21 protein-coding genes are annotated in these 23377 nt (G+C 56.9%); 9 read left to right on the forward strand and 12 right to left on the reverse strand.

Annotated features, from left to right (window positions below; genetic code table 11):
• Positions 1-314 precede the first annotated feature (314 nt).
• Entirely contained in the window at positions 315-665 is a 351-nt protein-coding gene (locus VLX68_04275; protein ID HUI91447.1) for a MerR family transcriptional regulator, read from the forward strand.
• Here VLX68_04275 and VLX68_04280 read toward each other — a convergent pair whose 3' ends face one another.
• From VLX68_04280 to VLX68_04300, 5 genes are all read right to left on the reverse strand, one after another.
• Positions 666-1313: a hypothetical protein gene (locus VLX68_04280; GenBank protein ID HUI91448.1), complete on the reverse strand. Its 648-nt coding sequence runs from the start codon at positions 1311-1313 to the stop codon at positions 666-668.
• A gap of 12 nt (positions 1314-1325) precedes the next feature.
• Positions 1326-2312, reverse strand: a complete 987-nt coding sequence (locus tag VLX68_04285; protein HUI91449.1) for a radical SAM protein — start codon at positions 2310-2312, stop codon at positions 1326-1328.
• A gap of 384 nt (positions 2313-2696) precedes the next feature.
• A complete protein-coding gene (locus tag VLX68_04290; protein ID HUI91450.1) occupies positions 2697-3074 on the reverse strand; it encodes a septal ring lytic transglycosylase RlpA family protein in 378 nt (125 codons plus the stop codon).
• A 177-nt stretch (positions 3075-3251) separates the two neighbouring features.
• Positions 3252-4157 (reverse strand): dihydroorotate dehydrogenase, encoded by a 906-nt coding sequence (locus tag VLX68_04295; GenBank protein ID HUI91451.1) that lies wholly within the window; start codon positions 4155-4157, stop codon positions 3252-3254.
• Positions 4142-4930, reverse strand: a complete 789-nt coding sequence (locus VLX68_04300; protein HUI91452.1) for a dihydroorotate dehydrogenase electron transfer subunit — start codon at positions 4928-4930, stop codon at positions 4142-4144. Before VLX68_04300 ends, VLX68_04295 begins: the two co-directional genes overlap by 16 nt.
• 152 nt (positions 4931-5082) lie before the next feature.
• Here VLX68_04300 and VLX68_04305 point away from each other — a divergent pair, with 152 nt between their 5' ends.
• The 8 genes from VLX68_04305 (at position 5083) to VLX68_04340 (ending at position 13998) form a co-directional block, all read left to right on the forward strand.
• Positions 5083-6702, forward strand: coding sequence for an SLBB domain-containing protein (locus VLX68_04305; GenBank protein HUI91453.1), 1620 nt, complete (start codon positions 5083-5085; stop codon positions 6700-6702).
• Positions 6703-6920: 218 nt separating this feature from the next.
• The gene (locus VLX68_04310; GenBank protein ID HUI91454.1) at positions 6921-7553 is read left to right on the forward strand and encodes a MotA/TolQ/ExbB proton channel family protein; all 633 of its coding nucleotides are present in this window, start codon (positions 6921-6923) and stop codon (positions 7551-7553) included.
• Positions 7550-8053: a biopolymer transporter ExbD gene (locus tag VLX68_04315; protein HUI91455.1), complete on the forward strand. Its 504-nt coding sequence runs from the start codon at positions 7550-7552 to the stop codon at positions 8051-8053. The genes VLX68_04310 and VLX68_04315 overlap by 4 nt, the downstream gene beginning before the upstream one ends.
• A gap of 1 nt (position 8054) precedes the next feature.
• On the forward strand, positions 8055-8522 hold the full coding sequence (locus VLX68_04320; protein ID HUI91456.1) for a biopolymer transporter ExbD: 468 nt from the start codon (positions 8055-8057) through the stop codon (positions 8520-8522).
• Positions 8523-8669: 147 nt separating this feature from the next.
• A complete protein-coding gene (locus VLX68_04325; GenBank protein HUI91457.1) occupies positions 8670-9455 on the forward strand; it encodes an energy transducer TonB in 786 nt (261 codons plus the stop codon).
• A gap of 2 nt (positions 9456-9457) precedes the next feature.
• Positions 9458-12232 carry a TonB family protein gene (locus VLX68_04330; protein HUI91458.1) on the forward strand — a complete coding sequence of 925 codons (2775 nt, stop codon included), beginning with the start codon at positions 9458-9460 and terminating at the stop codon, positions 12230-12232.
• Between the two features lie 16 nt (positions 12233-12248).
• Positions 12249-13451: a hypothetical protein gene (locus VLX68_04335; protein ID HUI91459.1), complete on the forward strand. Its 1203-nt coding sequence runs from the start codon at positions 12249-12251 to the stop codon at positions 13449-13451.
• 220 nt (positions 13452-13671) lie between these two features.
• Positions 13672-13998: a hypothetical protein gene (locus tag VLX68_04340; protein ID HUI91460.1), complete on the forward strand. Its 327-nt coding sequence runs from the start codon at positions 13672-13674 to the stop codon at positions 13996-13998.
• A 107-nt stretch (positions 13999-14105) separates the two neighbouring features.
• Here VLX68_04340 and rlmN read toward each other — a convergent pair whose 3' ends face one another.
• The 7 genes from rlmN to VLX68_04375 all read right to left on the reverse strand — a co-directional run bounded on the left by rlmN (position 14106) and on the right by VLX68_04375 (position 23367).
• Positions 14106-15188: a 23S rRNA (adenine(2503)-C(2))-methyltransferase RlmN gene (rlmN, locus tag VLX68_04345; GenBank protein ID HUI91461.1), complete on the reverse strand. Its 1083-nt coding sequence runs from the start codon at positions 15186-15188 to the stop codon at positions 14106-14108.
• Between the two features lie 101 nt (positions 15189-15289).
• A complete protein-coding gene (locus VLX68_04350; GenBank protein ID HUI91462.1) occupies positions 15290-17338 on the reverse strand; it encodes a glycosyl hydrolase family 28-related protein in 2049 nt (682 codons plus the stop codon).
• 299 nt (positions 17339-17637) lie between these two features.
• Positions 17638-17781, reverse strand: a complete 144-nt coding sequence (locus VLX68_04355) for a hypothetical protein (GenBank protein HUI91463.1) — start codon at positions 17779-17781, stop codon at positions 17638-17640.
• A gap of 261 nt (positions 17782-18042) precedes the next feature.
• Positions 18043-19956 (reverse strand): FlgD immunoglobulin-like domain containing protein, encoded by a 1914-nt coding sequence (locus VLX68_04360; GenBank protein HUI91464.1) that lies wholly within the window; start codon positions 19954-19956, stop codon positions 18043-18045.
• Positions 19957-19983: 27 nt separating this feature from the next.
• Positions 19984-20382, reverse strand: a complete 399-nt coding sequence (locus tag VLX68_04365; GenBank protein ID HUI91465.1) for a hypothetical protein — start codon at positions 20380-20382, stop codon at positions 19984-19986.
• Positions 20379-21788, reverse strand: a complete 1410-nt coding sequence (locus tag VLX68_04370) for a T9SS type A sorting domain-containing protein (protein HUI91466.1) — start codon at positions 21786-21788, stop codon at positions 20379-20381. The genes VLX68_04365 and VLX68_04370 overlap by 4 nt, the downstream gene beginning before the upstream one ends.
• A 31-nt stretch (positions 21789-21819) precedes the next feature.
• The gene (locus VLX68_04375) at positions 21820-23367 is read right to left on the reverse strand and encodes a right-handed parallel beta-helix repeat-containing protein (GenBank protein HUI91467.1); all 1548 of its coding nucleotides are present in this window, start codon (positions 23365-23367) and stop codon (positions 21820-21822) included.
• Positions 23368-23377 lie beyond the last annotated feature (10 nt).

A 23377-nucleotide genomic window follows, 5' to 3' on the forward strand; every position in this document is an offset into this window, starting at 1 on the left:
TCAATATGCCATTGTGGCGCCAGTCGAACATAATTTTCAGTACCATTATTTCTTTATGAAGAGTTTGCTCCCCTCTCCGATTGGGCGGGGGTGCGGTCAAACGATAAAAGAAAGACAACTTTTTATCCCCAGATGTTTCTTGCCCGAAATCAGCGCCGACCAGCCCTCGGAAACCTTAGCTTTTTACAAAAACGACTTTTTTATATTTTTATGTGCATTTTAAATTGTCATATAGTATAATAATTTTATCTTAATGATATACCTCACAAGAACGCTCTAATTGGCGGCATAAAAACATTTTAGGGTTCGCGTCAATGCTCGACAATAAAAAAACATATTATTCCATCAGCGAGGTGTGTGAAAAAACCGGGCTCGAGCCGCATGTGCTGCGGTACTGGGAGAGTGAATTCGCGCAGCTGAGGCCCAAGAAGAACCGGGCCGGCAACCGGGCGTACCGCGACAAGGACATTGAGGTCATCCGTTATATTAAGCACCTGCTTTATGAAGATCAATTCACGATCCCCGGCGCGAAAAAGAAGCTCGCCGAATCAAAGGAATTCGCGCTCCCGCTCCCCACCCCGCCGCAGGAGCAGCAATCCAACGGGCATGTGCTGCAGGAAGTGTCCAGGGAACTGCGGGCGCTTCTGCAGATTCTGAAAAAGTAATTATTCCGGTTTGCAAATTCTGATGATGTCGTCGCGGACGGAGACCCGCAACTCGGGCCGCCGCGAAGCGATTCTTGCAGCAACCGCTTCAACGGTGGGATAATCGTTGCTTCCGGTGAACTCCCGGGCGTCGTCGATGAGCACCACATGGCCGTCCACGCGATGGGCCATGATGGCCGACAGTTCCTCCATGATCGGCGTGTTCTTCTCCCCCTTCACGTTGCCGCCCGAATAATGGCCGTCGAGCCAGAACAGGCACGGCGCGGTGACGCGTGCCAGAACCTGGGGAAGCAGGACCGTGCTGTCGCCCAGCAGCAGGGTGACATTTGCAAAACGCGAAAGCCGCCTGCGCGCCTTGTCTAGGAATTCCCTGTTGAGCTCTATCGAATAAACGGCGGTAAAGGTGCCCGCCATCGCCTCGACCATTTCGCCCAGATACGTGCCGGTTTCGACGAATACGCCGATTTTGTATTTCCCGGCATATTCCTTTATCGCCATCTGCTTGACAATATGCGGGGGCGGCACGGGCCTGCCTTTTGCGAGCCAGTCCCGATATTCCTTTTGGGAATTTTTCCTGCGTTTTGCTTGCCGGTACCCCTCGTGATTGAAGAGATACAGAAAAACTTCCTGTATCAACCCCGCACCCATGAAATCATCCTTTTACGACCGAAGTGATTGGTTCGCCTTTTGTCTTTTCTGAAACAGCATTGGCCCCAGGGCATCAAATACCGAAGCAATTGACGTATAAGACTCTATCGAATAGTACTGGTACCAGCCGCAGTTGCGCTTGCACGTTTTCATATGGCCGCGCAGGACCTTCGCCTCGCGCGTGTGCAGCCATTCGGACAGGTCTGTCGAAACAAGGCTGGGCCCCTTGGTGGCCCGGATGTGGCAGGGATAATACACCCTGCCGTCCGGCGCGATGATGATGGACGCCGACGAGCAACGTCCCTCGCGCAACGCCCTGAAATAGCCCTGCGGCGTGTGGATCGTGTTCGGATAGTTCTTCCGCAGCGCGGAAACGGCGGCCTCCAGCTCCGAAATATCAGGGAAGAAATCCTCGGTATCATCCATGTGCGTTGCCGGGATCACCACGATGGCGGCGCCGGCGTCAAAGCAGCGCTTCACTTTTTCCTCGAGGCCGCCGATGGTCTGCCGCGTCACTACCACCTGCACCGACACCTGGCTTGGAAGCCTCCGCACCAGTTCGGGCAAGGCGCCGTACAATTCCATGTTGGCGTGGCCCTCATCGATCGAGATGTGGAAAAAGTCAATGCAGGGGCCGTATTCCTCGAGCGGATAGTCGAGGATGGTCTTGACGCTCGTGGTGAACAAAAGGTAAAAGCGGCATCGCTCGCGCGCATAATGCAGGAGCTCGCCGATGTCGCCGCGCAGCAGCGGCTCGCCGCCCTCGAAGCTCGTCATGAGTACGGGCGAGCGGGAAAGGTTGTCCAGGATTTTCTTCACGCTCTCCGTGGGAAGGTCGGGCAAGCGGTCGTTCTTGACATTGCAGAACGGGCACGCGAAATGGCACCGCGAGGTGACCTTGAACGAGGCGTAAAAGGGATAGACCGCTTCGCGATGGATGAAGTTGTGAAACAGGCCTTTGAGCGTGGGAAGATAATGGGATAAAGGAAGGATCCGCATGGAGGAAATATACCATAATCTAATTAAGAGATAGTTTTGTTTTTATTTCATGGAAATATCGCGGGGGAAGGCCCGCGCTCTAGCGACGGCCTGCGGTCGCCCCTGGCGCGAAAAGTCATCCACTCCATTAAGCACTTGACAAGTACCTATCGGTATATTAAAAAATTGGACATTTACATCTGATCTTTTTTACGGGATTACTTGGTAATCGACCGCATCAAGGGTGCGGCCAGCGGAAGGCACGGGCCTGCACCGGCAGGTGCCCGGCCGCACCCGGGAGGGGATAGCGAAGGGCCGGGCGTGCTTTACGAGTACGAAATAGTTGAAAAACGCGGAGCCCGACCGGGCCGGAGCGAGGGGGAAACTTCCCCCACCGGATTATTTTTATTTTACTATCTCTATCCTCACCCTTACCGACCCAGGCCCGATCATCCCCAGCTGCCGTGCCGCCTCATAGGACAAATCGATGATCCGCTCGCGCTTGAACGGTCCGCGGTCGTTGACCCTAACCCGCACCGCTTTCCCGTTTGACAAGTTCGTCACCCGCGCCACGGTGCCGAGCGGCAGCGTACGGTGCGCGGCGGTCATCGCGTGCATGTCGTAGCGCTCGCCGCTCGCGGTCTTTCTGCCGTTGAACTCCCTGCCGTAGTAGCTGGCCATGCCCTCGCACGGGCCGAGACACCCGCCTTCTCCCCTTGACACAATGCGCGACGGCGCGCAGCCGGAAAGAAACATCAGTGTGGATAGGGATAGAACAAGCACATGAAAAAATAGACCCTTCCCGCAGAAGGAATTATCATGAAGCAAAACGCTTCTCATGCTCTAATTGTACTATGCTCAGCGGAAATAGTGGGGGAAAAAGGAGTGACAAAATGGCATGGGTACCGGGCCATAAAGTAAATCAACAAGTCCACCATTAATCTTGATTTTGTGACTCTTTTATTGGATGTACTTGTGCAGGTCCTTGATGCTTGCAATCTTTTCCTTCTCGCAGAAGTCTTTTATTCCCGCAAGCACCGTTGATGCTGTGGAGGGGTCGACGAAGTTCGCGGTTCCTATTTGTATAGCTGAGGCGCCGGCGAGCAGGTATTGCAGGGCGTCGTTCGCGCTCGTTATCCCGCCCATGCCGATGACGGGGATCGAGACCGCCCTGCTCACCGCATAGGTCGCGGCGACGCCCACGGGACGTATCGCGGGGCCCGACAGGCCGCCGGTCCCGAGCGGCAGCGCCGGCTTTTTTGCCGCGACATCGATCACCATGCCCACCAGGGTGTTGATGCACGACACCGCGTCGGCGCCGCCGGCCTCGGCGGCCCTGGCAACCGCTTTTATGTCCGTGACGTTGGGGGTGAGCTTCACGATGAGCGGCCGGTTGGTGCGGCGCCGCAAATCCTTGGTGAGCGTTTCCACCAGGGAGGGGTCGGTGCCGAAGGCCATGCCGCCGTGCTTGACATTGGGGCACGAAACGTTGATCTCGTAGCCCCAGATTCCCCGGCACTGCTCCAGCCTGTCAAGCACCGCGGCATAATCGGCCGCGGCCGCGCCTGCCACGTTCACCACGATGGCGCACGGATACGTGAAGCACTGCTGCAGCTTTTCCGCGATGAATTTGTCCACGCCCACGTTGGCCAGCCCGATGGAATTGAGCATCCCGGACGGCGTCTCGATGATGCGCGGAATGTCATTGCCCGGGCGCGGCTCGGGTGTCACCGCCTTGGTGTATAGCGCGCCGATTGCCGAGAAGTCAACCAACTGCTCGTATTCGCCGCCATACCCGAAGGTGCCGGACGCGACGCCCACCGGATTGGCGAGCCTGTTTGCGCCGATGGTTACGCTGAGGTCCATGCGATCCTCGTGCTTTCGAACACCGGGCCGTCGGTGCAGGCGCGCGCATACCCGCCGCCGGCCGTCTTCACCGCGCAGCCCATGCAGGCGCCCACGCCGCACGCCATGGTCTGTTCGAACGACACATAGCACGGAAGTCCCTGCTTCCGCGACCATTCGTGGCACCCTTGCATGAGCGGGACCGGCCCGCACACGCAGAGCGCCCCAATGTTGGGATTCTCCTTTTGCAATTCCGAAAGATATTCCAGGGGCGTGCCTTTTTTTCCGCGCGATCCGTCGTCGGTGGTGATGAAAGGCGCAAGGCCGGTCGTGGCATTCAACGCCGGAAGCTGGCTTGCGGTGCGGCACCCTAAACCCAGGGCGGGTTTTCCACCCTTCTTTTTGCATTCGGAGAACAAGAACAGCATGGGGCCGAACCCGGTGCCGCCCGCCACGCACAACGGCGATTCGAGCGCGCCGTCCGACGCGCTGAAGAAATCCGTGCCGAGCGGCCCTATCACATCAAGCTCACCGCCGGCGGCTTTGGCTGCGAGAAGTTCGGTGGCAGGGCCTCTTATCTTATAGAGAATCGTCGCGTGTCCGGTCTCGGGGTCGTAGGCGGAGAAAGCGAACGGCCGCCTGAGAAGCGGGGTTGACAAGGGAGATACCCGTATGGTGCAAAACTGTCCGGGCAGCGGGACGCCGGCACGGCCGTCCCATTCAAACGTCAGCTCGTAGAAGCAATCCGAGACCTGGGCGTGGGACACGATTTTCGCAATAAATTGCTTCATCATCCGTAAATCTTGCCTGCGGTTGCCTATTCTATAAGTATAAGATAAATTAGTTCATGAAAGCGGCCGTTATTCCATTTTTTATGCGCAAACCGTGCCGTAAACTATTTTACCATTCTGATTTTGCTTTACGCCGTGCGCACCCGACGGTGTCAATGGATTTTCAACAGGGAGAAAAATCTCTGCGCTGCGCCAGCTTGTTTCGCCGCATCCATCCCCTCGCCGGTTTTGCCTTGTTGTGGGCTTTCTTCTGCGCTTTTGCCGTTGATCTTCCCGATCTGAAATCCGCCTCCAAGATGCTCCCCGGCGTTTTGCCCGATGAGCAGGTCCGCGTTCCGGAATTCCAGGCCGACAACTCGATTGATCCCGAGACCTATCAGATCGGCGGCGGCGACGCGTTCCAGATCTCGGTGGTCGAGCTGCCGTCGGTGCGGTATTCCGGAACTGTCAACGAAAATTGCGACGTATACATCCCCGACCTCGGCATCATCAAGATCGGCCGAACCACGCTTTCCCGGGCGAAAAAAACAATCGCGAATTTCGTCGGATCCAAGCTCAGTAAAAAATATGACGTGTACGTTTCCCTGGTTAAAACGAAAACCGCGGTGCTGACCGTTTCCGGCGCCGTTTCCGCGCCCGGCACCTACCGGCTCTCCGGGACCTTCCGGTTGCTCGACGCCATTAAAACCGCTAACAACGGCGAGCTGCCGTCGCTCACCGAATACGATTACCGCGAAGTGGAATGCCGCAACAGAGATTCGCTGCGGCTGTGCGATGTGTTCAAATTCCTCTTTAAAAACGACCTGACCCAGAATCCCTACGTGTATCCGGGCGACAACATTCTGCTGTCATACGCCAAAAGCCGGGTGTATCTGCTCGGCTCGGTCAAGAACCCCGTTGCCGGGCCGGTTCCCATTAAGCAAGATGAGCCGCTCGCCGAGTTTCTGTCGCTTTTCACGTTTGACGCCTCGGCGGATTCCGGCCGCATCATGGTGCAGCGTTCCCCGGCGGAAAACGCCGTCTATTCCCTTGCGCGGCCCGAGCCCTTTCTTCTCAGGGACCGCGATCTGGTGATCGTTTCGGAAAAAGAAAACTACCCGCAGGTCACGGCGGTTTCGGTGAAGGGCGAGGTGAAACGTCCGGGCGCCTATCCTCTTGTCATGAACGTGACAAAGGCCAGCGATGTGCTGGACCTGGCCGGGGGGCCCACGAAAACCGGGAACATCGACCGGGCCTTTGTGATCCGCAACAAGAAAATTCCCGCCGAAGAGTTGAAGCAGGGCAACGGATCCAAGGCGGCGGCGTCGGGGACGCCGCCGGAGCATTCGGTGCGTCCCGAAATCAACGCCGGGTATTTTCACATGAACCTGTCGGGCGATTATTCAATCATCAGGCTGCGCGATTGCAAAAACGGGCTGCTGCTCGAGGCCAACGACGAGATCGTGGTCCCGCAAAAGGAATACTGCGTGTATGTGTCGGGCAGCGTATGCCACCCGGGCGCCTATGCCTTTGCGGCGGGCAAAGGCAGGGACTATTACATCGGCCAGGCGGGCGGGTATTCATCGAGGGCCGACCGGTCAAACGTTTTTGTGGTCACTTATTACGAGAGTCTTGCGCAGCAGAAGGAAAACGGCGAGCTTGAAGAAGGTGATGTGATCGTGGTCCCCGATTCCCAGCAGTACAAGTTCCTTTCCATGGTCTTTATTCCCATTCTTTCGGCAATTGCCATTACCCTTTCCACCATATTGGCGCTTTACACCAGCGTGCATCGATAAACACGTGCCGCGCCCGCCGCCGGCGTGCGCGCCGGGCCCCGCGCGCTTGTGCGCTTCACCGACGCTTGGTGCAGTTTGCGGAATCGCGGTTGCAGATTTGGGCATGAAGAAATAATTTATTTTACAGGACGCTTTGCGCGGGCAAAAATTCCGTTTCCCACGCCAAGGTTTTTTACCAGTCCCAACAAAGGTTCTTTTCTCCAAGGAGTTGTTAAACCATGATTCATGCCGTTGCCACCTTTTTTAACTCGGGCGGGCCGTTCATGTGGGTGATCCTCATCGTGCTCGCCATCTCAACCGCTGTCGTAATAGAGCGGGCATACTTCTACTTTGTCGTCTGCAGGGTGAGCGGTCCCGCGCTCGTGGCCAAGCTCGCCGCGCTGCTGCGGTCCGGCAAAAGTGACGAAGCGAAGAAAATTGTGGAAAAGGGCGGCGCGCCCATCACCGTGCTGCTGCGCACGGCGGTGGACCGCTTCTGCGCGGGCATGGACCTGCGCGAGGTCGAGGAGGGCATCGAGGAATCGGCGATCATTGAGATGCCGCGCATGATCCAGCGCCTCAACTACCTTTCCCTTTTCGCAAACATCGCGACGCTGCTCGGCCTTCTCGGCACGATTTCCGGCCTCCAGGCGTCGTTCTCGTCGCTCGCCGCGGTGGAGGCGTCGAAGAAGGCGACCATGCTCGCGGCGGGCATCGCCGAGGCCATGAACTGCACCGCGTTCGGCCTCATGGTGGCCGTGCCGTGCATGGTGGCATACACCTGGCTCTACAACAAACAGGCGCAGTTGACAAAAATGATAGACGACTCGGTTGTCAAGACGCTCAATTTCATGAAAAAGCTCAAACAGTGAAAACGCTTTCCGTCGGAAAAAAAGGTTTTTTGCCCTCAGAGGCGATCGAGGGCGAGATCGACATCGACGTCAAGCCGATCATGAACGTGCTCATCATCCTCATCCCGTTCCTCGTGTCGGTGGCGGTCTATACCAACCTCGCGGTGATCGACATGTCGCTGCCGCCCAACGTGACCGCCGCGGCGGGCGTCGGCGCGGCAAGCGAAAAGCCCAAACTCAAGATCACGGTGGTGGTGGCGCAGACGTTCTGCGCGATCACGCTGGGCGAGTCCCTGCTCGATTCTCTCCCGCGCAGCGGCGGCGACTATCCCTATGCCGCGCTCGCGGAAAAACTTTCCGCGCGGCGGGCAGCGGCCGAGGTAAAGGACGAGGTCATCGTCGCGCCGCGCGACAAAATCCAATTCAAGTACGTGGTGCGCATCATGGACGCGTGCAAGAAGACCGGGTTCGAAAAGGTCAGCCTCGCGAGCGCCACCGAAAACCCCGGCAGCGGCCAGTGACATGAACTTGAAGAAGAAAAAACTGTCGTCCGGCTTCGGCGCCATTTCCGATCTTATCAAGCCGCAGATGACGTCGCTCATCGACATCCTCACGCTCCTGCTCGTGTTCCTTATCCAGAGCTTCAACGCCGAGGGCACCCTCGTGACGCCGTCGGCCGACCTGCAGCTCCCGCTCTCATCGTCCAAGAAGCAGCCGAGCCCCAGCCTCATGCTCGAGGTGACGCGCGACGGCGTGGTGGCCGAGGGACGGAAGCTCGCCGAAAACAAATCGTTCGCGGCATCGGCGGACTTGCTCGTGATAAGCGTGTACGATTGGCTCGTGCGGAAGAAAAACAAAACCGCGGCGCAACAGAAACGGATCATCATCCAGTGCGACCGCGACATAGAATTCAACATTGTCAAGCGCGTGATGTACACGTGCAGCAAGGCGGGGTTCACCGATTTTTCGGTTCTTGTCATAGAAGAATAACCGCATATACGCAGGTGAAGAAGAGAAACCAACAGTTTAAAGTTGGAAGTTGAAAGTTGAATGTGTTTTATTTGTATCGTTACTTTCAACGTTCAACCTCCAACTTCCGGCTTGTTTTCATCGTTTTAGGTCAACTGAGGATAAATAATGCCCGGCGCAATGAACGACACCACGCTCGCGCTCCTTTCCGCCCCGCGGCAAAGCGGCCGCAACAACGGCTTCGGCGTGATTTTTGTCGTCACCCTCGCCCTGTTCATCGGCGCGGGCCTGTACCTTAAAACCGTTAAGCCGCTTCCGGTAAAGGAAGAAACGAAACGGATGGTGCAAATAGAGACTCAATTCGTGGTGCCGGAGCAGAAAAAGCCGGAGCCGCCCAAGCCCGTAAAGCCGAAGGAAAAGGAAGTGATCGACCTCACCAAATCGCCCCTTCTCAAGCAGAAAGAGGATTTCACCGCACCGCAGGCGGCCCCCGCGCAGACCGCCCCGGCTGCCAAGCCCGTGTACGGCCTCAGGCGCGTTTTCTCAACCGGCCTCGGGGCGGGCGGCGCGGTGTCGGAGGCGGTGATCGGCAAGCTGGGCAACACGCTCGACAAGGCCGTGGACACCGTGACTCCCACAAAGCAAGACCTCGCCGGGCCGCTCGTGTCGATCTCGACCGTCACCTCGGCGCCTCGCGTGCGGAAGGAAGTGAAGCCCGAATACACCAAGGAGATGATCGAGGCCAAGGTGGAGGGCGTGATCCGCGCCGAGCTGCTCGTGGGCGGGGACGGCAAGGTGAAGGAGGTCAAGATGCTCAACGACCTCGGGTACGGGACGCGGGAGCGCGCCCGTGAGTTATTTTTCCAGCTTGAGTTCGATCCCGCCATGCGCGACGGCAAGCCCGTCGCGACATGGATCACCTTTTCGATACGCTACGTGCTTTTGCAGGAGTGAGCATGCGACCGGAACGGCTCCGTGTCTTGACAACCGCAACATGCCTGCTCCTTTGGGCGACGCTGCTGCCGGCGAGCGGCCAGATCAGCGAAACCGCGCCGAACGCCCCCGCCGCGTCGAAAGACACGATAGGCACCGTTGCACAGGACAGCCTCCCTCCCATCGATTCCATGCCGCGGCTCCTGCAATTCATCAAGGCCGACTACCCGCCGGACCTGGTCAAAAAAGGCATTGAGGGCGCGGTGGTGCTCGACCTCGTGGTCGATACGCTGGGCAAGGTCGACAGTGTCGCTATTGTCAAAGGATTTTACCCGCGGCTCGACTCCAGCGCGGCCGCGGTCGCGTCCCGGTTCAACTTTACGCCCGCGAAAGCCGGCGGCAGGCCGGTGCCGGTGATCATGGAATACGTGTACCGGTTCTCCCTGCAGGACGTGACCGAGAAAATCGGCCGGTACGTGAACCTGAAGGGCCGGCTGCTCGAGCGCGGCACGCGCGCGCCCGTGCGCGACGCGACCGTGGTGGTGAGCTTCAAAGACACCCTTGCCGACACCACGCTCGGGCTCCCGTTCGGCGCATACCTTAAAAAAATCTGCGGGTTCGGCAGCCAGCACTGCGAGGAGAATTCTGTGGTCACCATCGCGGACTCGCTGGGAAGATTCGCGTTCTATTCGCTGCCTTGCGGCCCCATCACGCTCAAGGTGATCAGCCCGGGATACGAGCAGCTCGTGGAGAACGAAACCATCAAGCACGGCGAGGCAAAGGAGATCACCTACCACATCCAGCGTTTTTCGTACGGCGAATATGAGATCGTGGTGTACGGCAAGGCCGAAAAGAAGGAGGTCGCCACCTACACGCTCACGCTCAACGAGGTAAAAAAAGTGCCGGGACTGGGCGGCGACGCGGTGAAGGTGGTGCAGGCGCTTCCCGGCGTTGCGCGGACCTCCCTCCTGGGAAACCAGATCGTGGTCCGCGGCGCAAGCACGGCCGACTCCAAGTTTTACCTTGACGGCGTGCAAATCCCGGTCCTGTTTCACTTCGGCGGCCTCAAGTCGACCTACAATTCCGACGCCCTCGAGTCAGTCGATTTTTACCCCGGCGGGTTCGGCACGCGGTACGGCGACGTTACCGCGGGCGTCATTGAAATCAAGGGCAGGCCCGCGAAGACCGACCGCATCCATGCCACCGTGGATGCGAACCTCATTGACGCATCGTTCATGGTGGAGGGGCCCGTCGCAGACAACGTCTCCACGCTGCTCACCGCGCGGCGGAGCTATATCGGCGACATCCTCAGCTGGGCCGTCACCAAGATCGACCTGCCGGTTTCCATCCAACCGTATTATTGGGACTATATCTGGCGCACCGATTACACCCCGACAAAAGACCAAAAGCTGTATCTGACGTTGTTCGGCTCGTCGGACTATTTCAAGGTGGTGGCGCCCTCGTTCGGCGGCCGCGGGGCGACCGTCACCAACGACCCGACCGACCAAGCCGACGAGCGGACGTGGTTCAACATGGGCATTCTCGGATGGAACTGGAACATCTCGCCGAACATAAAGAACAGCGCGACGTTCTCATTGACCTACGGCGACCAGTATTCGTCGTTTTTTGGCATGGTCAAGGAAGACGAAAACGCCTGGTATTACAATCTCCGCGACGAGGCGAGCATCACCGTCGCCAAGAACGCGGTGGTCAACGCCGGCCTCGACGCGCTCGTCTATCCGGCGAACCTCGAATTGATCATGCCGACCTCGGCGGATACGGTTTTCCGGGACACGATACGCAACTGGGTGTTCGGGGACATAGGCGCCTACCTCAACCTCGATTGGAAGCCGTTCGATCGGCTTGAAATCATCCCCGGCCTGCGCTACGACTATTTTCCCGAACTCGATTACCGGGGCGGCATCGTGCCCGCCTTCTGGAACTACGGCCTCATCGACAATCACCAGGGGGCACCGGGCGAGCCGTCCCTGCGGGTCACGGCCCGGTACAAACTCGCGCCCTCGCACACCCTCAAGGCCGCCGTGGGAAATTACAGCGAGACGCCGCAGCCGCTCGGCGAAACGATCATAAAACAATACGGCGACCCGCACCTCCCCGCGACAAAGGCCGTGCAATACGTCGGCGGGTACGAATGGAAAATCACCGATCTTGACAATGCGGATGTCCAGGTCTATTACAACAACCAGTGGGACATTCCGCGCATGGCCACCCCGCAGGACGCATCCGCCGGAGGGACGCCCAAGGGATTCTATGCCGACCAGCTCGGCCGGATGTACGGGCTCGAGGTACTGTTGCGGCACGACCAGGGCAAACGGTTTTTCGGCTGGATCGCCTATTCCCTCTCCCGCAGCGAACGCAGGGACCCCCATACCGGCATCTGGTCGCTGTATTCCAAGGACGAAACCCACAACCTGCAGCTGATCGGCAGTTACAAGCTTCCCAAGTTCTGGGAAATAGGCTGCCGCCTGCGGTACGTCACGGGTGATCCGACCACGCCGATCACGGGCGTGACATACGACGAAACCGACGGCCGTTTTCTCCCGCAGTACGGGCCGCGGAATTCGTCCAGGTTCGACCCGTTCCTCCAGCTTGACATGAGGGTAGAAAAAAAATTCATGATGAAGAACTGGATCCTCACCGCGTACCTTGATTTCCAGGACTTGAGCTGGTTTGTGTACAAGAGCCCGGAATTTTACATGTACAACTACCGGTACGATCAAAAAACGCCGGTCGGGGCGATCCCGGAACCGGCCCTCGGCCTTTCCGCGGAGTTCTAAAGGAGACGCGACCGCCATGACGTTTCATAAAAGTTTTAAAACCCTCTCCGTTGCCGCGGCCGCGTGCGGGATGTTCCTTTCATGCACCCAGTTCCCGACGCAGCTCGGGTACATCGGCGGCCAGTATGTCCAGACCGTCGGGTTCGTTTTCACGCCGCTTGCCGAGGGCGCTCCCGGCGACACGCTCCATCTGCACGCGTATTTTGCCGGCGAGCCGGTTAGCTCGTTCGCCTGCAGCCTGTCGACGAGCTACTCGATCACCGCGTTCGGTTCCGATACGGCGGTGAATTTCAAGCCGCTTGTCGACCCCGCGGCGCGTCTCACCCCGGATTCAATCGCGCTTTCATTTACCATCCCGCAGGATTTTTTCGCGGCCGCGGGCCCAGTGGTCGTCGCCGCGCTCGCGACGATCCCCAATTCGGTGCGGGCGCAGTTCGGGCTTGATTCCGCGTCGCTGGCCAGCGTGCCGCCCGCCCAGCTTGCCTCCCTGGCCGGATCGTTTCTGACCACCGTCGATTTTTCTTCGGCCGACAGCACGCTTTCCAAGCAGGCGGAAAAACTCGCGGAACTACTCTCCGGGCAGATCGTTTTACACCTCGCGGTCAACGGCGGCTACACCATCACGCGCAACGTTACCGTTCGCTATAACGCTCATGTCCGCAATGACAAGTACGTTTTTGTCAACAAAAACCCCGACCCGTGGTGGATCGGCATTCTCAAGGTGCGCAACAGGAAGCGGCAGCTCCTTTCCGTTTTCGAAAGGGACTCAACCGACACGATGTTCTGTCTGTACGCCCGGGACACCTCGGCGGTGGCCGGGCCCAAGCGTTTCACCGACACCGTTCTTATCGACACCGGCTTCACCTACTACGCGGCCGGCGACAGCGGAATCGCGGAGGGAAACGACCACCGCGATTCATCGTATACGAACGAAGGCGCGTTTGAGCCCGAAATCTACAGCTACCTCTGGTTCTACCAGCCGGATTCCGGCACCACGGACCTCAACCCGCAGAACTCCCTTTCAATCGGCAACGGCCGGGACTATTACAGTTCCATGGCCACGCCGCTCGATACGGCGATGCACAATTTCACCCTATGGGCGCGGGTCTCCGAGAGCGCATCGGGCGTGCCCAATGCTCCCGTGTCGGTTTCGGTGAAGCAGGTGGGTGTGGTACTTATGTATTCAGAAAAATATGCAGCATCGGTAAAGAAGAAATAATGCTGGGGATTGGCGGCGATTGTTGAGGATAGGTTGATGTGTCATTCCCGCGAAAGCTCGCCCTCGACTTGATCGGGGGCGGAAATCCATTTTTTCCGTCGGATTTCGGCACGTTTACATCCTTAAAACTGCCACCGATCCACGCTGCAATAGGCCCTTCTATGCTAAAATAAGAATATTAAAATTCATCACCATTGATAGTGCCCAACATCAAATAAAAATGGTTTTCCTATGGGCGTATAACAATTCGGGGGTTCACGACCTCACCACCTCCGGCCTCGATACCTTCCATCTCCACGGCACCACTCTCACCCATCCCGTTTCCAGCCGTTTGCAATCCTCTATCCAAAACGGCCCAATGTTTTTTAAAGCCATCACCGGCAAATTCTTCGTGCCTTCTTATTTGCAAGGGACAAAAGCCGTTACAACCGTGTACGACCTTGCCGGAAAAATGCTGAGTAAGCTTGTATTGAAGAATGAAAAATATTTAGACCTACATAGATTTACCGGCGCGAACGGTGCGGTGGTTGTGAAGGTGGGAAGATAGCCTCTTCAGAAAAATAATGCAACTCTATAATTTTTGTCGACTGAATTCCCGCTCCCCGCTTTCGCGGGGACAAGTTTCGCGGGAAAGACATTTCTATCCTTCAATAATCAGATCAAATAATTTTCTTTCCAACTTTTCTTCATACTCCCCGCCAATTGCCCGCACGCCCCCATGATGTCCTGCCCCCTGCTCCTCCTCAGCGTCGCGTTCAATCCCTTGTCGAAAAGTTTCTGCACAAATTCCTCGGTCTTTTTAAACGACGGCCCCTTAGCTTCGCCGTACCTGCTCGGGTTCAGCGATATCACGTTTACTTTGCAGACAATCTTGCCGAGCAGCGACGACAGCGCCGCGACCGCTTCATCGCCATCAGTTTCTCCTTCCATCAACACATACTCAAACGTGACCGGCCGTCCGGTTTTCTCAAAATATTCCCCCGCAATCTCTACAAGCGATTCAATCGGGTATTTCTTATTCACCGGCATTATCTTATCACGTACAGCGTTATTACATGCGTTGAGCGAAATCGCCAGTCCTATCGGGATGTCCTGTTCCATCAGCCGCCGTACAGACGGCACCACGCCCGCGGTGGAAACCGTGATGCGCCGCGCGCCAATGCAGAACGCATTCTCGTCGTTGATGATCTCGAGCGACGATAAAAAATTCTCATAATTCGATAGCGCCTCGCCCATGCCCATGAACACGATGTTGGTGACGGGCTTGTCTTTGCGGCCGGCTTGGTAATCGTTGATAGCGATGAGCTGGCCGAGGATTTCCGCCTGCGTCAAGTTGCGGATAAGGCCTATTGCGCCGGTCTCGCAGAACAGGCAGCCCAGGCCGCAGCCGAGCTGGCTCGAAAGGCACGCGGTGCGGCGCGCTCCGTCAATCAAAAGCACGCTTTCAATGAGATATTCCGAATCAGCAACCTTGAACCCGAACTTCACCGCATCTTTCTCCGCCGATTCCAGCACCGCCGCGACGAAAAGCTTTTCAACCGTAAAATGCTCGGCCAGTTTTTTGCGGGTTTCCCTTGAGACGTTTGCCATTTCGTCAAAGCTGGAAACGCGCTTCTGGTACAGCCATTTGTACACCTGTTTTGCGCGGAACGCGGGTTCGCCGAGGTCGGTGATGGCTTTAGCAAGCGCGGGGAGGGGAAGGTTTTTGAGATTGGGCTTGTTGGATGATGAGGTCATAGGGAGAAAATACTTTATTTCTAACTGCACCTTTAACCTCACCCCCAGCCCCTCTCCCACAGGAGAGGGGTGGCCGAAGGCCGGGGTGAGGTTGTTCTCTCTTATTCCACCATCATCAGCTTCTTCGTCTCCGCCAATTCCCCTGCGTCAAGCTTGATGAAATAGATTCCCGCCGGGCAATTTTTCTTTTTCCAGTAAACTGTGTGGCTTCCCGCCGCAATATGCCCGTTGACAAGCGTGACGACACGCCTGCCTGAAGCGTTGAAAATTTCCAGCGTTACGTGACATGCCGCAAGTAAGTCAAATTGTATCCCCGCGGAATTGATAAAAGCGAGATGTAAACTGCTTTTTGATATTTCAGGCATCCTGTCATTGATTACAGAGGCTCCATTTTCAAACCGCACCTGCGCCGGGATCTTGTTCACCATCGGATTCAGGTCCGGGCCGATGGGCGGCCACGGCATTGTGCCCCACCACGACGGTTTTCCCGGAAGGTAATAGGACGCGGGCAGCACGTGGTCGGCGATGGAAGGGTCCCACTTGGTCGAATCCGACGCGTAATCGTAGTTGCCGTGAAGTATTGCCGTTGTGTACGGCTGCCTGTTGTCTTCAGGATAGGTGCCCGAGGTGCCGTCGTCGTTGGCCTCGCTGTAGCCGAAACAGTAGCTGTAGGTGGTGGCGTCGTAGGAGCGGTATTGCGGCGCAATGATCATTGACGCGGCGGGAATCTTGTTCTTTCCGTTGTTGTACGACGTGATCTGCAGCAAATCGGTGGAGCCCACCACGTTTCCCGCGATGTTGTAATACCGTCCGGCAAAGTCCACGTTCACGGCGCGGTTCGCCTGGCACGCCCACCAGGTTGAATCGGTTCGCTCGGGAGAGCGGCCCGAAAGGGGGTTGCATATTTTCGTGGTGCCCGTAAGAAATGACCTGAACAGTGTGTTGTGGCTGTTGGAGCCCCAGATGCCGTCGGGATGGAACGAGGTCGCGATGTTTCCCTCGTACAAATTGAACATGGGGTGCGAGCCGTGCATGGAAAAATCGCCCATGACCACGTTGTAGGCGGTCTCGTCGAAGTCGTTGGCCGAATAATTGTAGCCGATCACGTTGCCGGCCGCCCCCCAGTTGAGCATGATTGACACATGCATGCGCCGCAGGACGTTGTTTTCGACGAGAATGCCGCTTGACTTGTCGGCAATGAACACGTCGGCGTCGGTCTGGCCCGGCGTGTGATGGAACGCGTCGTGGAAATAGCTGTCGCGCACCTCGCAGCGGTACGCCCAAAACGCCCGGAAATGGTCGCCGTCGGTGTAATTGCTCTCGATGTTCTTCACCCAACAATAGGCGGATCCGTTCATGAGGATGTTTTCGGTGTAGCCGGTGTTGTTCATGTACACCTGCACGTCTTCGAGCCCGGCGTACTTTGCGCCGGCGCTGAACGGCGTTGCAAGCGGCGAGAGCGCAGGATCGTACGCGATGTACAGCGACGGCGCGATGCCGACGGCGGTGCCGTTGACAGACGTCACTTCCACGATCTGTCCCAGCGCGCGCGTGCCGTTCCAGCCGATGCCGCCGTCGCACCAGGTGCAGCTTCCCTCCCCGCCCTTGATGGTGACAAACGTCGAATCGTTGAGCTCGGTGATCAGCAGATAAGATCCCACCGTGACGCCGGCCGCGCTTGCGAGCGTGACGGAGGTCGAGCCCTGCGTTGTCCCGGCAACGATCGCAACTGAATTCGTCCGGTACGGCGTGGCGTCCTGGCCGAACGCGACCACGGCGCCGCCGCCCGTGCCGTGCGCGTCGAGTATCGTTTGTGAGGGGCCTGCGCCGCGAAGCGTGACGCTGCTCGGGACTCGTATCGTGCTGTCGATAAGAAACCTGCCGGCTGAAAGGAGCACCACTTGGTTCGCGGTGCAGGCATTGAGCGCGGCCTGGATGCCGGAGGTCGCGTCGCTAGCGCCGTTGCCGTAGGTGGAGGCGTTGATCGTTGTGGAAATGGTTGTTCTCATTGGAACGCCGCCGGGGATGCCGATGTTGTTTTGCCAGATGACGCGGCGGGAGGAGGGGATAATTTCGGCATATGATGTTAAGAATGAAAAAATTATGGTGATGGAAAAAGCGGCGAAAAGGAAAAAGGATTTTTGGTTCATGAGGACCTCCGGGGAACATCACTGGATAATATAAACAAAACTTACTTGGATTATTTATAAATTCACCGCAGAGACGCAGAGAACGCAGAGCAAGTAAATATTTCCAGTAAAAGCGGCAAAAATTCACCGGCAGATCAGCGGCATGACAATTGCCCATAAGTTGGAATACTGGCGGAAATGGTATGAAAAAAATGCAGTCGGGAGAGGTACGGAAAAAACCGTTTCTCTCGGGTGTCGCTGAAAGCCCGGAAAAAAAATATGGTAAGAATTAGCGCCATTAATGCATTACGCTAGTCACGTTAAAAATCAAACGTCAATAGAACCTTCTGACTGTTCCCGCCGCCGAAAGAATACGTTGCCCTTGCCCTGAAATATCCGATGCCGATCAAGATTACACCGCTCGCCTCCAATACGCCGAAGGTGGTCCACAGTGGGTTTTCCATGTCGCTCGCCCGAAAAAAACCCGAACTGTTATTTTTACTGTTATTCAATATCAACAAGGGAAAAATGCCTGAGACTGCCAAGCAGACTCCCGCGATGTAAAATCCGTTCCATTTGAATTCACTTTCCGGGGACTGGCTTGAGAAATCTCTCTCATAATGACTCTGAAAAGGAGCATGAATGTATCAATAAGATGACGAATGCCATCCATAAGGATTGGAAACCATTTCGCCGGGATGGGATCATTTTGGCTGTCTCCCCCTTTATCGAATCACTGCTACCGGCGCATTCACCATTCCTTTTTGTAAAATCATTGCCGCAAAGAATATCCTTCCGCTCACCGGCATCCCGTTTGCATTTTTCCCGTCCCATATAATTTCATGCTGCCCCTGCCCCATCCATCCGCTGTACAGCGTCCTTACGAGCCTGCCCTGGCAATCATGGATGAGAATCTTTACGGGCTGGCTCCGGTCAAGATTCGCCAGGAGTTCGATATGCCCTCCGTAAAGAAGCGAATTCCGGCGTATCATCATGGAAGGCCCTTTTAACATTTGTGAACCTTTCGGCCCGCTTTTCACCCCGCTCTGATACGTGCTGTAGCAGCCGCGGTCCGGGTGCACCGGGTCCCACAGGTTTCCATTCAGGTCCGCCGGCACGCCCGGAATCGGCGTTCCGCTCTGGTAGCACGGCGATGTTGTCTTGATCCGGTAATCATCGTCGGCGTCGCTCGTGTCAACAAACTCCGGATTACCCTTCGTAAAATTCGTTCCCATCGGGACCGGCTGGTTCCAGAACAGCGTGTCGAAATGGTTATAGGCTATTGTGGAATTGGGAAGCGTCTTTACGCTGTCGCACCCGAACGTGTTGAAGATGTTGTCCAGCGCGCTGTAATTCGACTTTGCCGTCACCGGGTCGTCGATGAGGATGATGCCGCCGTCCACGAACGTGGTGTGCCACAAAAGCACATGGTCCCACACGCCGCTCATCTGGGAAATGGCATACGAGGTGTCCGGGTCCTTTTCGAACAACAAATTGACAACAGCGAAATTTCTGCAGTCCGCGCCGAACAGCCCCTGGGTCGACATGTTGACGGCCTTGTTGTTGTACACAATGACGTTGTCGACGGTGTCTCCCGGGTTGTAAAACTGGACAAAGTCCGGATGCGCGCCGGTGCTGTCGCTCTTGAACCCCACGCTGTCGATGTCGATGTTGATCGCCGTGAGGTTGTTCGCGGGACGGTAAATGTCGGAGCCGATCCGCTTGATGGTGGCGTTGCGCAAGAACGGATAGGTCTGTACGTTCATCAGGTCGCGCACCGTGCAGTCGGTGAGATACGTCCGGTACGGCGAGTTGCCGCCGAACGGGTTGCTGCCGTTGTACTGGCCGCGCTTGTCGTACAGCGTCACGCCGTCGAACCAGATGTCATTGCCGCTTTCGAAATAAAAAATGGTCCCGTAGCCGGGCGCGTTGTCGCCGTACACGGAGACGTTCTTCCAGTGCACCATGTTCTCGCCGAACCTGCCCGTGCTCGTGCCGTCTTCGGTGTAGCCGGCGATCACCACGTCGCCGGCGGCCAGGCCGGGCGCGGCCATGATGGTGGTCCAATATCGATAATTTTTGCTCGCCAGCTTGGTGCTTAGCTTGTAGTTCTTGCTTGCCTTCAGGTAAACGGTACCGCCGGCGCCGACCAGTTTGTATCCTTTCTCAATGGTCTGGTACGGGCCGGTTTGGACGCCGGTCCCGGTCGCGTCGCTGCCGTTGTCGCAATCGACCCAGGCGATATTACTGTTTGTCAAAGTTCCATGGGAATTCGCATAAAGCCTGAGCGTGTCGAGCGTCCGCGCCGTATGGCCGCTTCCGTCGGGAAAGGCGGTGGCGGTCACGCTTATTGGTCCGTCTGCATAATCGGCCGCATGGAGGGTCACCCAGTACTCGTAAACATTGACCGCGCTGTTGCAGGTGGGATCGGTGGCCCGCTGGACCAAGGTTCCATTCACTTTGAACTCCACGTCGACGCCGGTCTCGTGAAACGCCACCACGCCCACGTTGATGCTGGAGTCGAAGACCTGGAAGGGCACCATATCCCAGTTGGCGATGACCCGGGTGGCGCGAAGGGGAAGGCTGGTTGACAGGATAATAAACGCGGACAGCAGGAGAAGACTGTTTCTAGTTTTCATGGAGCACTCCTTTCAAATTCATTTCATCTAATCTTGTCCATACCAGGTAAATGTGCCGGTCTTCTTGTCAACACCCCCGAATTGAGTGTTGTTGTAAACTATCCAGACAACTTCTTTTTTCTCATTTGAATAGTCTTTGTCAAAGTGAAAATTGACGATTACCGGTCTCTTGACCCGATAGGTCCTTATGTTGTTGTCTTTCCATGGATCGGTCCGCCAAACCACCTTGCCCTTTTTATCAATGGCAGTGATAATTATTTGTGCGGAATCAAGAAAGTACTTGTAGCCTGTCGATGAATCAGTCAACGTATCCCTTATCACCTTTACCGGCAATGTCGCATGACCAATATAGGAGTAAGTGGTGTCTGCAAAACAGTTCGCCGAAGCGCATATCAGCACGACGCAGAAAGAGATTATAATTCTCATTTGCCCCGCCTCGCAACCATCACTTTTTGAACCGCATTACCCCCGTTGCCCGGCACCTCAACAAAATACACCCCTGATGAAAGCCCTGAACCATCCAGAAAATTCTCACGCTGCTTGTTCATCGGCCTTTCCAGCACTTTTTTCCCGGCAAAGGTAAAAAGAGAAACCATGATGCGCTCATTGCCATATGCATTATTGAAAGTCAACACTATTGAAGAAGTCAACGGATTCCAAACCGCAAAGAAGTCTTGACGCTGCGGCGCGCCCGGCATTCTGCCGGTTATCGACGTACCGTCCGTCAAGGGATGCGGATAGATGTACGGCACATAGCCCGGCCTTGCGCTCAGATAATAGTCGCGGTTCACTTGGACCATGGCGGGCGTCTGGCTTCCCACGGACATGGAAGCGTCGTTGTTCCAGACATACGCGGGATCGGAAACCTGGTTTTTCCCGCGCCCGATCTGGTAGAGCGCCGGGTATCCGCTGTCTTCCTCGTATAAATCGATGGTGCCGGTCACCTGGTTCGCGCCGGTGTGATGGTTGTTGAACACCACGCCGCTCCCGGCGCGGAGCGTGATGTAGCAGCACTGGCTCGCGTTCGGCACGGTGGTGCTGAAGGTGTTTTCGTAGATCTCCCACCACCGGGCGCCGATCATGCCGGCCGTGCCGTGCTGGTCGATCTGCGCCATTTCGACGCTGTTGTGCCTGAACACCGTGCGCGCTCCGTAATACGACTGCACCGCGGAACATCCCCAGAAATACGCGGGGTTGCCCGTCGCGTTGTTCGTGAAGGTGTCGTCCTCAATGTAAACCGCGTCCCCGCTGCCGGGAACGATGTCGTAACTCCAGCCCGAGGCATCGCTCGGCCCGTAGGCGCTGTTGTGGATTATTTCGGCATTGCCCGCGGCATTGAACGCATTGTGGTCGATGACGCCGGTGAGCGCTCCTCCCCAGAGCTGTACCGCGGTCCCCCCGGACGGGACCGTGAAGGCGCAGTGGTCGATGCGGAACACGCCGGCGCCGCCCACTTCCAGATTGTAAACGGTGACCGCGGCCGCGTTCCCGTTGAAGGTGATGCCGGAAAACCGCCTGAAGGAGCCGGTGTCGCAGACCAGCTGGCCCGTGTACGACCCGGCCATCGCGTTGTTGATGACGGTCTTCCCCGCTCCCGCGCCCAGCAGCGTTATCCCCTTGTCCATGGAGACAACACCGCCCCACGTTCCGCTGCCCGGAGGCAAAGCCACGGTGTCGCCTGCCTTCGTCGCGTTTATCGCCGACTGGACGTCGGTTTGGGAACAGGTGGGCGCGGAAATGATTACGGCGTGAATAGCGGTGAATAAGCCGATAGTCAACACGTAAATCATGATGCCCCATGGATTGGCTGGAAAGGATTTTGGTTTTTTCATGATTGCTCTGTCCTCAGATGGATCAAATTGTTTACCTTATGATTATTTCTTTTTGTACAAAGGATGATTTTCCGGAAGTCAATTTGAACAAATACACGCCGGCATGACAGCTTTGGCTATTCCATGAAATTGAATTCCTCCCTACATCAGTCCAAGAATTCAGCAGCGTGTTGATTCGCCTGCCTGAAACATCAAGGATTTCCAATTCGACGTGCCCGGCTCTCGGATTAACAAACTCAATTCCGTTCCGGTTGACAATGATGAATTTCAGATCAGGGAGAGCCTGATCGGCAGCCGCCGGGCCTTCTATCATGCTTGAATTTGCAAATTCATACGCCCCCAGGTCCGGCGGCCCGTACGCCGTCCTGCTCACGCCGTCCTTGTCCGTGGGAACGACCGCCGTCAGGTCGTCGCCCGCGTCAATCGGCGCGGCGCCCTTGACCAGATGGTAATCGGCGCTGGCCGTGTCGACAAAATAGCCGGCCTGGGCCGGCAGGTTTTTTCCCGTTGCGGGCCCGATGTTGTTCCTCACGTCCAGCGCGCCGGCGACGTGGAACACGGCGCCGCCCGGCGCCGCGTCGATGGTGTTGTGGTAAAGGGCGCGGGTGTAGGAATCGTTCGACTGGTTGTCAACGTAGATGCCGTAGCCGCTCACGTGCCGTATGACGTTGTTGTACACGGTGGTTCCCGTGCCCGCCCGGATCGCGGTCTTCACGTCGTGGATGAAATTGTCCCGCACCACCTGCTGCGGGTCGCTTGCGTAATTCTGCACGGCGCCGACCGACTGGTTCACCTCTATCGCGCCCACGTCGTTGCCGTTCTGCGACCAGTCGGAGCCGAGGTTGACATTGTAGATGTTGTTCCCTTCCGCGGTGATGTGATGCGTGCCGATCTTAAACTCAATGCCCTCGTCGGTGGTGTTGTAGACGGTGGTGTTTCGCACGGTCACGTTGTTCGTGTTGTCGAGGGGCGCGGCGTCGCCCGTGCCGATATAAATTCCCTCCCCGTTGTACTGCCACTGCCTTGTGTCATGGACCGTACAGCTGTCCACGGTCACGAACGATGAATTCAGATGGACGTGCAGCCCCTCCTGCCCGACGTGGTGGATCGTGCACCTGTTTATCGATATAGTGCTCGAGGAGTCGATAAAAAGCCCCTGGTTGTAATTCGTGATCGTGAATCCCCGCAAAGTGATGTGGCTCGTGTTGATTATCTTGCACCTGCCGGTGTTGACGCCGCTGCCGAGCAGCAGCACCGTGTCGCCGTGAAAGGCGCTGATGGTCGTGTTCGCGCCGGGTTTTCCCGCCGGTCCCGATATGTAAAGGGCCTCGTTGTAAGTGCCGGCGCGCACATACACGGTGTCTCCGGAGGACATGCGGGAAATAGCGTAGCTGATGGTGCAGAACGGCTGCGCCAGGGTGCCGCGTCCCGCCGCGTCCTGGCATGGCGGGGAACCGGCGTTGTTGACATAATACACCGCAGCGAAGGAATATCCGGCGAGTCCGAACAGTGCAAAGCAGACAAGCGGGATAAACCGCGGTTGGTGAGCCATGATCCTGCACGACGCCGCTGTTTTCATTCATACGCTC

The sequence above is a fragment of the Chitinivibrionales bacterium genome, assembly GCA_035516255.1.
Classification (GTDB): domain Bacteria; phylum Fibrobacterota; class Chitinivibrionia; order Chitinivibrionales; family FEN-1185; genus FEN-1185.